General features: G+C 39.7%; 7 protein-coding genes and 2 rRNA genes. 3 read left to right on the top strand and 6 right to left on the bottom strand.

Annotated elements, in window-relative coordinates; genetic code table 11:
- Window position 1: 1 nt before the first annotated feature.
- The 3 genes from ACSHZO_RS00045 to ACSHZO_RS00035 all read right to left on the bottom strand — a co-directional run bounded on the left by ACSHZO_RS00045 (window position 2) and on the right by ACSHZO_RS00035 (window position 3,173).
- Window positions 2–703 carry a MotA/TolQ/ExbB proton channel family protein gene (locus tag ACSHZO_RS00045; RefSeq protein WP_141876786.1) on the bottom strand — a complete coding sequence of 234 codons (702 nt, stop codon included), beginning with the start codon at window positions 701–703 and terminating at the stop codon, window positions 2–4.
- Window positions 704–816: 113 nt separating this feature from the next.
- Window positions 817–2,043 carry a Glu/Leu/Phe/Val dehydrogenase dimerization domain-containing protein gene (locus ACSHZO_RS00040; RefSeq protein ID WP_141876785.1) on the bottom strand — a complete coding sequence of 409 codons (1,227 nt, stop codon included), beginning with the start codon at window positions 2,041–2,043 and terminating at the stop codon, window positions 817–819.
- Between the two features lie 65 nt (window positions 2,044–2,108).
- Entirely contained in the window at window positions 2,109–3,173 is a 1,065-nt protein-coding gene (locus tag ACSHZO_RS00035) for an anhydro-N-acetylmuramic acid kinase (RefSeq protein WP_298247989.1), read from the bottom strand.
- A gap of 92 nt (window positions 3,174–3,265) precedes the next feature.
- Here ACSHZO_RS00035 and ACSHZO_RS00030 point away from each other — a divergent pair, with 92 nt between their 5' ends.
- On the top strand, window positions 3,266–4,408 hold the full coding sequence (locus tag ACSHZO_RS00030) for an acyl-CoA dehydrogenase (RefSeq protein ID WP_141876783.1): 1,143 nt from the start codon (window positions 3,266–3,268) through the stop codon (window positions 4,406–4,408).
- Between the two features lie 71 nt (window positions 4,409–4,479).
- Here the strand turns inward: ACSHZO_RS00030 and ACSHZO_RS00025 are convergent, their stop codons facing one another.
- On the bottom strand, window positions 4,480–7,668 hold the full coding sequence (locus ACSHZO_RS00025) for a hypothetical protein (protein WP_298247988.1): 3,189 nt from the start codon (window positions 7,666–7,668) through the stop codon (window positions 4,480–4,482).
- A gap of 463 nt (window positions 7,669–8,131) precedes the next feature.
- On the opposite strand from ACSHZO_RS00025, the gene gltB reads away from it, so the two are divergent.
- Both gltB and ACSHZO_RS00015 read left to right on the top strand, forming a co-directional pair.
- Window positions 8,132–12,643, top strand: coding sequence for a glutamate synthase large subunit (gltB, locus tag ACSHZO_RS00020; RefSeq protein ID WP_298247987.1), 4,512 nt, complete (start codon window positions 8,132–8,134; stop codon window positions 12,641–12,643).
- A 3-nt stretch (window positions 12,644–12,646) separates the two neighbouring features.
- Window positions 12,647–14,107, top strand: coding sequence for a glutamate synthase subunit beta (locus ACSHZO_RS00015; protein WP_298247986.1), 1,461 nt, complete (start codon window positions 12,647–12,649; stop codon window positions 14,105–14,107).
- Between the two features lie 376 nt (window positions 14,108–14,483).
- Here the strand turns inward: ACSHZO_RS00015 and rrf are convergent.
- Both rrf and ACSHZO_RS00005 read right to left on the bottom strand, forming a co-directional pair.
- Window positions 14,484–14,593 (bottom strand): 5S ribosomal RNA (gene rrf, locus ACSHZO_RS00010).
- A gap of 157 nt (window positions 14,594–14,750) precedes the next feature.
- A 23S ribosomal RNA gene (locus ACSHZO_RS00005) occupies window positions 14,751–15,071 on the bottom strand; the annotation flags it as partial.

The raw sequence follows: 15,071 nt of genomic DNA, 5'->3' as shown, positions 1-15,071 counted from the left end.
ATTAAGCCGGTTCGTTTAACAGGTCAAGAAAATCTACTGCAGTTGCTTCCATCTGGTGCACTACTTTATCTGTTTTCACAACGAGGTGATTGTATCCAATATAAGCTATAATACCAACTATAAGACCAGCTACCGTTGTGGTCATTGCTGTATAAATACCTTCTGCAAGTGCTCCCATTTGAGCCTGTCCACTACTTGTTGCCAGTTCATGGAACGCAAGCACCATACCAATAACGGTTCCAAGGAAACCGATCATAGGTGCAGCTCCGGCAACAGTTGCCAGAATACTAACATTTTTTTCAAGCTTGTAAACTTCCAGTCTTCCTGCGTTCTCAATAGCGGTATTGATATCCTCCAACGGACTCCCAATTCTGGAAATACCTTTTTCAGTTAATCTCGCCACTGGAGAATCACTTTGAGCGCAACGAATCTTTGCAGATTCTATGTTGCCACTTTGAACACTATCTTTGATCTGGAGCATGAAATTCTTATCCACTCTACTAGCCGCTTTGATCGCAAATAATCTTTCAAAATAGATGTAGACTGCCGCAAATAATAAAACAAATAGAATGATAATAATGATTTGGCCACCAAGACCTCCGCTAAACATCAAATCAAATAAGGAAAGAGTTTTCTCCTCTACGACTGGTTCTGCTACCTGAGCAGCATCTACCACCTCGTCCTGCTGTAAAAAATTAAGCATATGTATAATTGGGTTTTGTAATGTAACGTGCTATCGCGCTTTAAATTGTAAATCAAATTTAAATAAAGAAAAGCCCGCTTTCACGGGCTTTTTCAAATTATTTGCACAAACTTTTAAACAAGCTGTTTCAGAGCAACTTCAAAGGCAGTTCTACTGATATTCGTCTTGCTGCTATTGTTATTAAATGTATTCTGAATGGCATTTTTGATCGTCATAGAAGTATCATTGAAGATAGCCTCATCGGTCATTTGCACTCTTCTTTCCATAAAGTAGGCGAAAACTCGGGCCATCCCGCAATTGGAGATAAAATCTGGAATAAGACTTACTCGCTCATCGGTATATTCCATAATAGGACCAAAAAAGATCTCTTTATCTGCAAACGGAACATTCGCTCCACAGGAAATTACTTCCAGTTTGCGATCAATCAGATTAGTAATCTGTTCTTTGGAGATTAATCTCGAAGCTGCACAGGGAGCAAAAATCTCAGCATCAAGCTTCCACACTTTTTCATTCACTTCTTCAAAAGGAATTACATTGTCGTGACGCAGGGCGTTTCCATCTTTATCAAGAAACATTTGCTGGATCTCTTCAAAACTGAAACCTTCCTCATTTATAAGACCACCTGCTCTATCGATAATCCCAACAATTTTAGCACCCATTTGCGCCAGGTAATAAGCTGCAGCAGAACCTACATTTCCAAATCCCTGTACGATCGCACGTTTACCTTTTATATCGCCGCCATAAATTTCATAGAAATGATGAACAGCTTCTGCAACACCATAACCGGTGATCATATCTGCCACCGTGTATTTTCTACTAATATCTGGAGAGAAGTTAGTATTTTCCAGGACTTTGATCACACCTTGTCTCAATTGTCCAATCCTGTTGATCTTATCTGCTTCCGTAGGTTGAAAATGTCCATTAAAAACCCCTTCCTGTGGATGCCACACACCGCAATCTTCCGTAATTGGAATTACCTCATTGATTTCATCTACATTAAGATCTCCACCGGTACCATAATAACTTTTCAGCAATGGCGATACAGCTTTATACCAGCGTTCTAAAACACCCTTTTTACGAGGATCTGCAGGGTCAAAGTTAATTCCAGATTTTGCTCCTCCAATTGGTGGGCCGGAAACGGTAAATTTTACCTCCATGGTCTTTGCCAGGGAAAGCACTTCATTTTGATCCAATCCCACACGCATTCTGGTACCACCACCGGCAGCTCCTCCCCTAAGAGAATTAATCACCGTCCAGCCTTCAGCATCTGTTTCTGAATCCTTCCAGTTAAAAACAATTTCAGGTTCTTTATTCTCGTATACTTTGAGTAATTCTTTCATTTTTGGATTATTTTGAAGCAAATATAAAAAACTAAGCAGGCTCTATTCCGAATTTGATAAAATATTCAGGGTTCATAGATACGTCCAGAAGAATGATCCATTTTTGCGCCGGTTACTGAGGAAAGCACATTAATCTCTCCTCTTAATTTAAGCGCACCCAGAAGTGCAAATATCAACGCTTCTTTAAAATCTATGATTTCTTTCTTCGGAATTACAAATTCACCATCAGAATATGATCTTAATCGTTCAATTAGAAAATTATTAAAGGTACCGCCACCAGTTAGAAGTATTTCTGAAGCTGAAGAAGTTTCTAGACATGCAGCGATCTGGACAGCAATATGCTCAATAAAAGTTCGAAGAATATCTGGAACTTGCAAGGTGTAAGAATCGATCAAAGGCAACACATATTTATCTACCCATTCTATACCAAGTGACTTGGGAGGAGTTTTTTGAAAATACTTGAGTGCATTAAGTTCGTTAAATAGATCAACATTTACTTTTCCAGTTCTGGCCAGGTTGCCATCTTCATCAAAATCCTTTCCAAGGCTGCGCATGTAATGATTAAGCACGGTGTTTACTGCACAAATATCGTAGGCTATTCTTTGCTCCTCTACTTCTTCGGAAATATTAGCAAAACCTCCTAAATTGATACAATATTTATAGTTACTGAATAATATTCGGTCTCCTATAGGCACCAGCGGAGCGCCCTGTCCACCAAGTTCCACATCCTGCACTCGAAAATCGCAAACTACAGGAACGTCGGTTAGACTGGAAATTTTAGGTAAATTTCCTATCTGGAACGTCAAACCCTTGTCTGGCCTGTGTTTTACGGTATGTCCATGACTACAGATAGCATCCAGAAGATCAATCTCGTACTTAGCAATAAACTTCAGAATAACTTCAGAGAGATATTTTGTATAATCCTGGTCCAATTCATTCAATTCAGCTGGCTCGAGACGGGAAGAATTCTTCAGTCTGTTTTGCCATTTTTCAGAATAAGGAATAGTTTCAGAATATATGATCTTGAAATTCGTAGCATTGCTGAAGTTCAATTCGGTAAAAACGAGATCGACACCATCCAGAGAGGTGCCAGACATTATTCCAAGTAATCTATACTCGTTTTTTTTCATATTCGTAAAAATACTCAATATCAATTGAATTATAGATACCAAAAAGCTATCTTTGCCCTCCAAAAATCAGTTTTTTATAAATTTCTTTTCACATGGATTTTAAACTTACCGAAGAACATATAATGATACGTGATGCCGCCCGTGATTTTGCAAAGCAGGAGCTTTTGCCGGGTGTTATCGAGAGAGATGAGAAGCAGGAATTTCCGAAGGAGCTTATCAAAAAGATGGGTGAACTTGGTTTCCTTGGAATGATGGCGTCACCAGAATATGGCGGGGGTGGAATGGATACCATTTCATATGTACTTGCCATGGAGGAACTTTCGAAGATCGATGCATCAGCTTCAGTGATGGTATCAGTGAATAACTCGCTGGTTTGCTGGGGCCTTGATACCTTCGGTAACGAGGAGCAAAAAAAGAAATATCTTTCTAAGCTTACTACTGGTGAAAAACTGGGTGCATTTTGCCTTTCTGAACCAGAAGCAGGTAGTGATGCAACTTCACAGAGAACAACGGCTATAGATAAAGGTGATCATTACATTCTTAATGGTACCAAAAACTGGATCACCAACGGTAGTTCAGCCGACTATTATCTTGTGATCGCTCAAACAGACAAGGAAAAAAAACATAAAGGGATCAACGCTTTTATCGTTGAAAAAGATTCTGAAGGTTTCGAAATTGGACCTAAAGAACAGAAGTTGGGAATTAGAGGAAGTGATACACATTCTTTAAATTTTAACGATGTAAAGGTTCCTAAAGAGAATAGAATTGGTGAAGATGGCTTCGGATTCAAATTTGCCATGAAAACACTTTCTGGTGGTAGGATTGGAATAGCGGCACAAGCACTTGGAATTGCAGCAGGAGCTTATGAGCTAGCTAAAGATTACTCGAAGCAACGTAAGGCTTTTGGAACAGAAATCTGCAATCACCAGGCGATCGCCTTCAAACTTGCAGATATGCATACTCAAATTGAAGCAGCACGTCACCTGGTTATGAAAGCAGCATGGGACAAGGATCAGGGAGAAAACTATGATCTTTCAGGTGCCATGGCAAAACTTCACGCCTCTAAAACTGCGATGGATGTAACTGTGGAAGCAGTTCAGGTTCATGGAGGAAATGGATATGTAAAGGAATATCACGTAGAAAGATTAATGAGAGACGCAAAGATCACTCAGATCTACGAAGGAACTTCCGAGATTCAGAAAATTGTGATCTCAAGAAGTATTCTTAAGGATTAAGTTCTTCGGAATTTTTATAATGCAAAAGAGCAGCCAACTGGCTGCTCTTTCTATTTTTGGTTGATTAATAATTATCTCCGAGTAGAAACCACATTTTTACTAAACACCTCTCTGTCGGTAGCAACTCTAAGAATATAAACCTGATTTGCTTTCATTCTGAAATCTACAGCTAATTCAGTTCTATCTCCTTTCGTTACTTTTCGATCTTTGTAAGTTCTTAATAACTGACCTTTAAGGTCATAAACCTGTATAGTAACATTTGAAGTATATTCAAAGTCATATTGTACAGTTAATCTTTCTTTGAAAGGAACAGGAGAAGCTTTGAAGCCACTTGTCACCGAAGAAGAATTCTTGGTAGGCTTACCTTTTCCTGGTCTTGTGTCATCTTGCTCTTCACATCCTTCTGAAGGGGCTGATGTTGCTCTAGATCCACCAAGTGTACAACCGGCGTTGTTCAACTCATCCAAATAACTACCAGCTGCACCAGCATTACTGAAATTATCCTGAACATACACTATCAACTCAGCTTCAGTAAGGATTTCGTAGTTCACGTCACCATTACAAATATTTAATAATGCAGCTACAGATTGTCTACCTAGATTGTAGATTCCACCACCACCCTGGTTCAACACTTCCATCAAGGTTTTACCCTGTAATTGTGAAGGAGTACTATTTCCAAATACATCAGAATACAAGGTGCAGGTTGAATGACAAGACCATCTGTCTGTATGATTTTTCCAGTAACCTAAAGTACATCCTTGGAAATTCTCACATATTGGTTCTTCCAATCTAATCTCAGTTCTTCCGGAATCACAGCCATTATCGCTTAAACCAAAGATAACATAGTCACCTGGTGGAAGATCAAATCCCGCTAGGGTTTGTTTCTCTTCATACAACACAGTTTCTCCACTAGTAATTCTATAGGTAAAGAATTCTGTATCGATATTAGAATTTACTCCAACTCTTATCACTACATTACCCAAACCAGTATCACAATCGGGTTGAGTTATTGTTAAATCAAGAGGGAAATTAGTTGCAGGTATTTGCTGAATTTCTACTTGTCCAGAATCGCTCACACAACCATCTTCACCATATTTGATTACAAAATCATGAAGCCCTACTGAAAGTGAAATGGCTCCAGCATATAGATCAAAGGATAATCCATCATCAAAACTTATATAAAGATTCTGTGGATCACCAAGGAAGATAAAACTACCATCACCACCAATACAGTCTGCAAGTTGGGTTTGAATTTCTGGAATCACTATTTCATCAGGTTCGGAAATAATAATACCATCAATCGCTAATCCACATTCATTAGCATCTGAAACTACAATACCATATTCCTGAGGAGTCAAACCACTTAGCATCAGTACTCCAAACTCATTAAAATCTCCATGTTCTGAGGTATAAGGAGGTGTTCCTCCAGTCGCTGTGAAAGTAATACTTCCATCATCAAATCCTGGGCAAGACACATCTTCTACCACAATCTGGACATCAAGAATGTCTGGTTCTGTGACCTGAATATCATTCAGATTATAGGTACAACCATTAGCATCAGTGATCATCACTGAATACGTTCCCGCAGTAAGACCTGAGATGTTTGGGGTGGTCGCATTATTACTCCATAAATATGTGTAATCTGGCGTACCGCCACTTACACTTATATCGATGGATCCATCAGAATATCCATTACAACTTACATTCGAAGTATCAACTACCTCGGCTTCAAGGGTAGAAGGATCTTCTATTTCTATATTATCGATCGTATCCGTACAGCCATTAGCGTCGGTCACCGTCACTGAATAAGATCCGGCAGGTATGCCTGAGATATCCTGTGTAGTCGCATTATTACTCCATAAATACGTGTAGTCTGCTGTTCCACCACTTACAATAATATCAATAGCGCCATCTAATTCTCCATTACAAGCCGCGTTAGTGACTGATGTCACACTAACTACCAATTCGTCTGGCTCCGTGATCTCGATACCATCTATAGTATCGGTACAGCCATTAGCATCGGTCACCGTCATTGAATACGTTCCCGCAGTAAGACCTGAGGTGTTCTGGGTGGTCGCACTATTACTCCATAAGTATGTGTAATCTGGCGTACCGCCACTCAAGCTTATATCAATAGCACCATCAGAATCTCCATTACAAGTCGCGTTAGTGACTAATGTCACACTAGCTACCAATTCGTCTGGCTCACTGATCTGAATATTTTCTATCGTATCGGTACAGCCATTAGCATCGGTCACCGTCACTGAATACGTTCCCGCAGTAAGACCTGAGATATCCTGTGTAGTCGCATTATTACTCCATAAATACGCGTAGTCTGCTGTTCCACCACTCACGCTTATATCAATAGCACCATCAGAATCTCCATTACAAGTTGCATTATTAGAAGAATTGACTATAGCCTCAAGTCCTGTAGGTTCGCCAACATTTCCTTCAATATTATAAGTACATCCGTTGGAATCGGTAATTATACATGTATAGATTCCTGGCGATAATCCCGTGATTTTATTTGTTGTGTCTCCATTAGACCATAAATAAGTATAAGGAGCTTTCCCACCAATTGGGAGTGCTTCAATCTCAGCATCGTTCAATTGATAACAGCTGGAGTCTAGATTCCTTACTCCACCTGAGAGCGGTGTTTCGACATTCAGCTCACCTAGAGTACCACATTTTGGAGCAATATCGAGAACTCCCTTGGAAGTTATATTCGTAGTTATGTTAGTACAACTATTTTTACTTGACTGGTCCGTAACCTTTGATGCATCAGTCCATGCCATATATAAATTTGTAATTTTTAAACTGGTGCCACAGGTATAATTAATAGGAGGATATGGCAGTTCTGTAATTGTATTCGCCGGCAAACCATCAGTATCGTTACAGCCGGAGATAGTTTCTGTAGAAATTAAATTACCTTCAGCATCTCTAACTTCCAGCGTACCAAAAAAGGCAAATGTAGGCCGGAAAGATCCAGTTTTATTATTAATAGATAAGATCAATGGGAAGCTTTGTTGTGTGCCTTCATCGCAGTCAACACAAGTTGGTGCATCCAACCGCGCCTGTACTACTAGTAAATCTTGCGAAACACAATCTGTTTGGGGCGGTAATGGAGGTGATTGAGCTACGGCTTCAAATATCGAAATCATCAAAACGACAAGCATTAGAATGCTTTTAAGAGTTTTAATTGATAGTGATCTGAAAGAATCCAAGCTTCGTAGAAGACTGAATTGAGTAATTTTTTCCATAATGATTGATTTAATGGTTAGAACCATAACAAACATTAAAAAGTAAAAGTAGACCGGGCAGTCCTCAATGAGAATATAGAGTATGGAGTATCACCTGTGTAGAACAGTTTGTAGTGCATAATTGCACTGGCTCATCGAGGGGTGCAGAAAAGATTTTCAGAACTAAAGAAGACTCCCATCAGGAGCTAAAGATTTGAATTTTAATAACTTAAATTTAGTGAGTATTACCGATGCATATGCTAATTTTTTTAAGATCTGTTTAAAATTGGGGGAACCCCCCCAAATAAAACTTGTCCGCGAAGCTGAATAAATAAAAACAATTTTAAGCCCTTATATTTCAGTTATTCTCAATTAGAAACACTCAGATTATCAAATCCTTAAAAGTTATAGCTTCGAGAAATATGACACTCTTCCTTTAATCAGTTTTAACTAACTTTAAGAGATTTATATAGAAAATGAAGATATGGGAATAAAGGAACAGGGGTTGTACTCTCCTCTAAACGAGCGTGATAACTGCGGAGCAGGGTTTATATGTAATTTAAACGGAGAAAGAACTAATAATATCATACATAAAGCCATCGATATTTTAATCAGGCTGGAACATCGTGGTGCAGTCAGTGCCGATGGTAAAACTGGAGATGGTGCAGGAATTCTAATAGAAGTTCCACATGACTATTTCAGGAAAGTATGTGAATTCAAAATTCCAAATTTTCGAGAATACGCGGTTGGAATGTTATTTCTTCCGAAGAATAAGAATCAGGCTGATCTTTGTCGTACTATTTTTGAAAAACATGTAGCTAATCAAGATCTGGAAATTCTGGGCTGGCGTAAAGTTCCCGTAAATCACACATGTCTTGGGAAAATGGCTTCTAATGTAGAACCAGCTGTTGAACAGGTTTTTATAGGTAAGAAATCTGAGATGGATGAGCAGTCTTTTAATAAGAGATTGTACTCAGCCCGGAAAATTGCAGAACATGAGGTAGAACATTCCGGTCTGGCACAAAGTGACTATTTCTATTTTTCAAGCTTATCAACCAATACTATAATATATAAGGGGCTACTCATGCCTCAGGATATTAATATCTATTACAAGGATCTTAATGATCCAGATGTGATCACCAAACTTGCACTGGTACATCAGCGCTTTTCGACCAATACTTTTCCTACGTGGGACCTGGCACAACCTTTTCGTTATATGTGTCACAATGGTGAAATTAATACGCTTCGCGGTAATTTAAGCCGAATGAAGGCGCGAGAAGAGCTTTTCGAAAGTGAAGATTTTGGAGATGATATTAAAAAAATTATTCCAGTAATTCTGGAAGGCAAATCAGATTCAGCTTCCATGGATATGGCGTTAGAACTGCTGTTACAAACGGGTAGATCCTTACCGGAAGCTATCATGATGATGGTTCCTGAAGCCTGGGAGAAAAACCCTTCAATGGAAGATAGTAAAAAAGCTTTCTATGAATACAATGCCTGTATCATGGAGCCGTGGGATGGACCGGCTTCTATTCCATTTACCGATGGCAATTATATAGGCGCTTTACTCGATAGAAATGGATTAAGACCTTCAAGATATACGGTTACCAAAGATGGCTACGTGGTAATGTCTTCTGAAACTGGTGTTCTTGACATCAAGCCGGAAAATGTTCTTAAACACGGTAGACTCGAACCAGGAAGAATGTTCCTGGTTGACATGATCGAAGGTAGAATTATCGAAGATGAAGAAGTGAAAGAGAAAATTGTTTCTAAGCGCCCCTATCAGGAATGGCTCGATAACAATCTTTTGCATCTGGCAGATGTAAAGTATACAGGAAATCAGACTCCGGTTGAAGATGTGGATTATGTCACCAGGCTGAAATTGCATGGTTATACATACGAAGATATTACCACAATTATCACCCCGATGGCTTCCAATGCTAAAGAAGCTATTGGATCCATGGGAACCGATATTCCACTGGCAGTACTTTCAGATAAACCACAATTACTATTTAACTATTTTAAACAATTATTCGCCCAGGTTACCAATCCGCCTTTGGATGGAATCCGGGAAGAGATTGTTACAGATATTAGTCTGACTATTGGAGAGGACATCAATTTATTTGATATAGTCCCGGAACAGGCTAAAAAATTAAAAATTCAGAATCCGGTTATTTCCAATGAAGATCTTGATAAGATCAAATATATCGACTACCCAGGCTTTAAGGCTAAGAGTATTTCTATGCTTTATTCCGCAGAAAAAGGAATGAATGGTCTCGAAGACCGGCTGGAAGAAATGATCGTAGAGATCAAAGAGGCTGTGGATGATGGCTGTAATGTAATTATTCTTTCAGATAGAAATGTGGATAAAAGCCTTGCGCCAATCCCATCTCTACTAGCCTGTTCATTTGTTCATCATAGGGTGAAGGATTATAACCGAAGATCCAGTTTTGGAATTGTCATCGAATCTGCTGAACCTCGTGAGCCTCATCATTTTGCTGCTCTCTTTGGATATGGTGCTAGCGCGATTAACCCATATATGGTTAATGAGATTATCTACAACCTTGTAGAAAGAAAAGAAATCAATATCGAAGATCCTGAAGTAGCGGTAGAGAACTTTAACGTTGCTATTGGAAAAGGGATCGTGAAGATCATGAATAAGATTGGAATCTCTACTTTACTTTCCTATCGTGGATCTCAGATCTTCGAAATACTCGGGCTCAACAAGAAATTTGTAAATAAATACTTCTGTAATACTCCAACAAGGATAGAAGGGATAGGCTTATACGAAGTAGAAAAGGAAATTCAGAAACGATACAAGCATGCTTTTTTCCCACCAGAAACAGATTCCGATCTTGATCTTGAAATAGGTGGGGATTATCGCTGGAGAAGAAATGGTGAGCGCCACGTTTTTAACCCTGCCAGCGTAGCCAAACTACAACAGGCGGTTAAGCAAAATAGTTATGATACTTATACTGAATATTCAAAAATAATTAATGAGCAGACCGAAAGGTTAATGACCATTAGAGGGATGTTCAAATTCAAGGAACTAAATCCTATTCCTATTGAAGAGGTAGAGCCGTGGACAGAAATTGTAAAACGTTTCAAGACCGGCGCCATGTCTTTTGGTTCTATAAGTAAGGAAGCACATGAGAATCTGGCAGTGGCTATGAACAGAATTAAAGGAAAAAGTAATTCTGGTGAAGGTGGTGAAGATCCCGGACGTTTTCAGAAGGATATTGATGGAAACTGGAGGAATTCAGCCATTAAACAGGTTGCTTCAGGGAGATTTGGAGTAAGTATTGACTATCTAACCAATGCAAAAGAAATTCAGATAAAGATGGCTCAGGGTGCAAAACCCGGTGAAGGAGGACAGTTACCTGGTCCAAAAGTGAATCCTGATATTGCTAAAACAAGAAACTCTACGCCTTATGTTGGATTGATCTCTCCGCCTCCCCATCATGATATTTATTCTATTGAGGATCTGGCGCAACTTATTTTTGACCTTAAGAACGCAAACCGCGAAGCTAGAATTAACGTAAAACTGGTTTCTAAAATTGGTGTTGGAACTATTGCCGCCGGTGTTGCAAAAGCAAAGGCAGATGTAGTTTTGATATCCGGATATGATGGAGGAACCGGAGCTTCTCCGCTTACTTCGCTAAGACACGCAGGATTACCCTGGGAACTTGGAATTGCCGAAGCGCAGCAAACATTATTACTGAATAATCTACGAAGCAGGATTGTGGTAGAATGCGACGGACAATTAAAAACCGGCCGTGACGTAGCTATCGCTTGTTTATTAGGAGCTGAAGAATTTGGTTTTTCCACCGCACCATTAGTAGCCTCTGGATGTATCATGATGCGGGCCTGTCATTTAAATACCTGCCCTGTAGGGATTGCCACGCAGGATCCTGAATTAAGAAAGAATTTTAAAGGCACACCAGAAAATGTGATCAATTTCATGTATTTCATAGCGCAGGAATTGCGAGAGATCATGGCTCAGCTAGGATATCGAAGCATTAATGAAATGGTAGGTCAATGTCAGAAACTTGACATGAATAAAGCGATCAAACATTATAAAGCACAGGGAATAGACCTTTCTAATATTCTACATAAGCCGAATATGAGTGAACAGGTTCCACTGGCAAACACCGAAAAACAGCTACACAACCTGGAAGGAGTATTGGATTTTGATATTCTGAAGCATGCTCACCCCGCGATCTATCGAAAAGAACAGGTAACACTGGAATACCCTATTGATAACACTAATCGAACGACGGGAGCCATTATTAGTAATGAGATTTCAAAAATTCACGGTGCAAACGGACTACCTCCAAACACGTTAACTCTTAATTTTAAAGGATCTGCAGGACAGAGCTTTGGTGCATTTGCCGCTCGCGGACTAAACTTAAATATTGAGGGGAATTCTAATGATTACTTCGGAAAAGGCCTTTCTGGCGCAGTACTATCTATACGGAAGCCAAAGGAAGCAACATTCGCTTCAAACGAAAATGTCATTATTGGAAACGTTGCTTTATATGGCGCAACCGCTGGTGAAGCTTATATAAACGGTATCGGCGGAGAACGCTTTTGCGTTCGGAATTCCGGTGCAAAAGCCGTAATCGAGGGAATTGGTGATCATGGTTGTGAATATATGACCGGAGGAATTGCAGTTATTCTTGGAGGAATAGGTAGAAACTTTGCAGCAGGTATGAGTGGCGGAACAGCTTACATCTACGATCCTGACCATAAAATAGACCGGAATAAGTTCAATATGGAAATGATCGAATTCGAAGAACTTTCCGAAGAAAATATTGCGGAAATAGAAGATTTGATCGTAAAGCATTATCAATATACAGAAAGTGATGTAGCTCGCGAAATATTGAATAATTGGGAGTCAAGTTCTGCTGGCTTTATAAAGATCATGCCTACAGAATACAAAAAGGCTTTACAGAAAATGAAAGAAAACAACGAGCAAACTCTTAAAACGGCGTAAGGTATGGGAGAGATTAGAGGATTTTTAGAATACGAAAGAAAAGATGAGGATACGATACTACCTCAGGACAGGATAAAGAATTATAATGAATTTCAGAAAGAGCTACCAACTGAGGAACTTAAGAAGCAGGGAGGCAGATGCATGGATTGCGGAATACCATTCTGTCATTCAGGTTGCCCCTTAGGTAACTTGATCCCGGATTTTAACCATGCAGTTTACAGGAATAAATGGCAAAAAGCACTTACAATCCTGCATGCAACGAACAATTTTCCGGAGTTTACGGGAAGATTATGTCCCGCACCTTGTGAATCGGCATGCGTATTAGGGATTATAGAGCCTCCTGTAGCGATCGAAATGATCGAGAAGTATATTGTAGAAAGAGGCTTTAAAGAAGGCTGGATAAAGCCTGAAATTCCTGCAGTGAGAACTGGTAAAAAAGTTGCCGTCATTGGTAGCGGACCTGCTGGACTGGCAGCCGCTCAGCAATTAAATAGAGCTGGTCATGAAGTTACAGTTTTAGAACGTGGTGCGAAACCGGGCGGACTCCTACGCTATGGTATACCTGATTTTAAATTAGAGAAGAAAATAATAGACCGAAGACTGGAAATTCTAGAAGCTGAAGGTATTATTTTTAAGACAGAAACTGAGGTTGGAAATAATTATGACATAGCAGAACTAGAAGGTTTCGACGCCGTTGTCCTTTGTGGTGGAGCTACGGAAAAGAGGAAATTACCAATTCCGGGATCAGATGCTGAAGGGGTTGTGCAAGCAATGGACTTTCTCACTCATAATAATCAGCATGTTGATGGACTGCATCAGCTGGACAGCAAATACAACGCTAATGGCAAGAATGTAATCGTTATTGGTGGTGGAGATACAGGATCAGATTGTGTTGGAACTTCCAATAGACACGGAGCAAAATCGGTAATTAATTTCGAGATCATGCCTTTACCTTCGGAACAGCGTACAAAAGATAATCCGTGGCCATACTGGCCTTTTACTATGAAGACAAGCTCTTCCCACGAAGAAGGTGTTGAAAGAAACTGGAGTATACAAACCAAAGAATTTATCAAGGATGAAAGTGGTAAACTGAAAGCTTTAAATACAGTTGAAGTAGAATGGATTAAAAGACCAGGTTCAAGACCAGAACTCAAAGAAGTAGAGGGATCTGAAAAAGACTGGCCATGTGATCTCGCACTCCTCTCTCTTGGATTCACAGGACCAGAGAAATCTCTAGCAGAAAAAATGGGACTGGAAATAGATGAAAGAACTAATATTAAAGGAAGTAAATCCTATACTACTAATAAGAAGAATGTGTTTGTTGCCGGAGATATGCGTAGAGGACAATCATTAATTGTCTGGGCAATTTCTGAAGGACGTGAGGCAGCACATCACGTAGATAAATTCCTGATGGGTAAATCTAAATTGCCTGTAAAGGGAGAGGGAGATCTTCCGCAAGTGTAGGAAAGGTAAATATTGAGACTTTGAAACACAAAAGCAGCCAATCGGCTGCTTTTGTGTTATATATTTTATTGGCTATCATTTATAGTAAGCTTCCTTTTGTTGTGAAATCAGGGATTTGAGAAACCCACTTGTGTACTGAGTAATTCGACTCTGTATATTCCAGAATATATGAATCCAAAGAGGAATTGCGATAGTATAAGCGATATATGGTTGTCTTAGGTATGTTTAGACAATTTTATAGTTCTAATATGTAGGGAGACTTGCTGATTTAATTGTACAATTAGAATCCTGTAGTTGGATAGTAAGTGCTTAGCATCTTTCTTTGACTTTATTGCATAAAAAAACCCTTCATCAATATGATGAAGGGTTCTTAAGAAGAAGGCGACGACATACTCTCCCACAATACAGCAGTACCATCTGCGCTAACGGGCTTAACTACTCTGTTCGGGATGGGAAGAGGTGAGCCCCGTTGCTATAGCCACCTTAAAAGGTAAGTTATAAGCTTCGAGCTTAAAACTGTTCTGATTTCTCAGAACTAATATCGTTGACATAATTAAAGAAACAAAAAAGTTACAAGTACCTGTACTACACTTATAAAATAAGCATTTGGCGGCTCTGAGGTTTTGCAGCCTCAGAGCCATCGCGCATCAAGCTTTACGGATTATTAGTACTACTCGGCTATGACATTACTGCCTTTACACCTATAGCCTATCAACGTGGTAGTCTCCCACGGTCCTTTAAAGAAATCTCATCTTGTGGTGGGTTTCGCGCTTATATGCTTTCAGCGCTTATCCCTTCCGAACGTAGCTACTCTGCAGTGCTCCTGGCGGAACAACAGATACACCAGAGGTTCGTCCAATCCGGTCCTCTCGTACTAGGATCAGGTCCACTCAAATTTCTAACGCCCACTGTAGATAGAGACCGAACTGTCTCACGACGTTCTGAACCCAGCTCGCGTGCCACT

This window comes from Christiangramia sp. 3-2217-3z (genome assembly GCF_051195275.1).
Lineage (GTDB): Bacteria > Bacteroidota > Bacteroidia > Flavobacteriales > Flavobacteriaceae > Christiangramia > Christiangramia marina.
Note: the sequence above shows the minus strand (reverse complement) of the source record. Positions and strands in the feature narration are given on the sequence as shown.

What these genes read in the sequence shown, in the direction of transcription:
- gltB (WP_298247987.1), top strand. Translation starts at nt 8,132, where the DNA reads ATGGGAATAAAGGAACAGGGGTTGTACTCTCCTCTAAACGAGCGTGAT.
- ACSHZO_RS00035 (WP_298247989.1), bottom strand. Translation starts at nt 3,173, where the DNA reads ATGAAAAAAAACGAGTATAGATTACTTGGAATAATGTCTGGCACCTCT.
- ACSHZO_RS00025 (WP_298247988.1), bottom strand. Translation starts at nt 7,668, where the DNA reads ATGGAAAAAATTACTCAATTCAGTCTTCTACGAAGCTTGGATTCTTTC.
- ACSHZO_RS00015 (WP_298247986.1), top strand. Translation starts at nt 12,647, where the DNA reads ATGGGAGAGATTAGAGGATTTTTAGAATACGAAAGAAAAGATGAGGAT.
- ACSHZO_RS00045 (WP_141876786.1), bottom strand. Translation starts at nt 703, where the DNA reads ATGCTTAATTTTTTACAGCAGGACGAGGTGGTAGATGCTGCTCAGGTA.
- ACSHZO_RS00030 (WP_141876783.1), top strand. Translation starts at nt 3,266, where the DNA reads ATGGATTTTAAACTTACCGAAGAACATATAATGATACGTGATGCCGCC.
- ACSHZO_RS00040 (WP_141876785.1), bottom strand. Translation starts at nt 2,043, where the DNA reads ATGAAAGAATTACTCAAAGTATACGAGAATAAAGAACCTGAAATTGTT.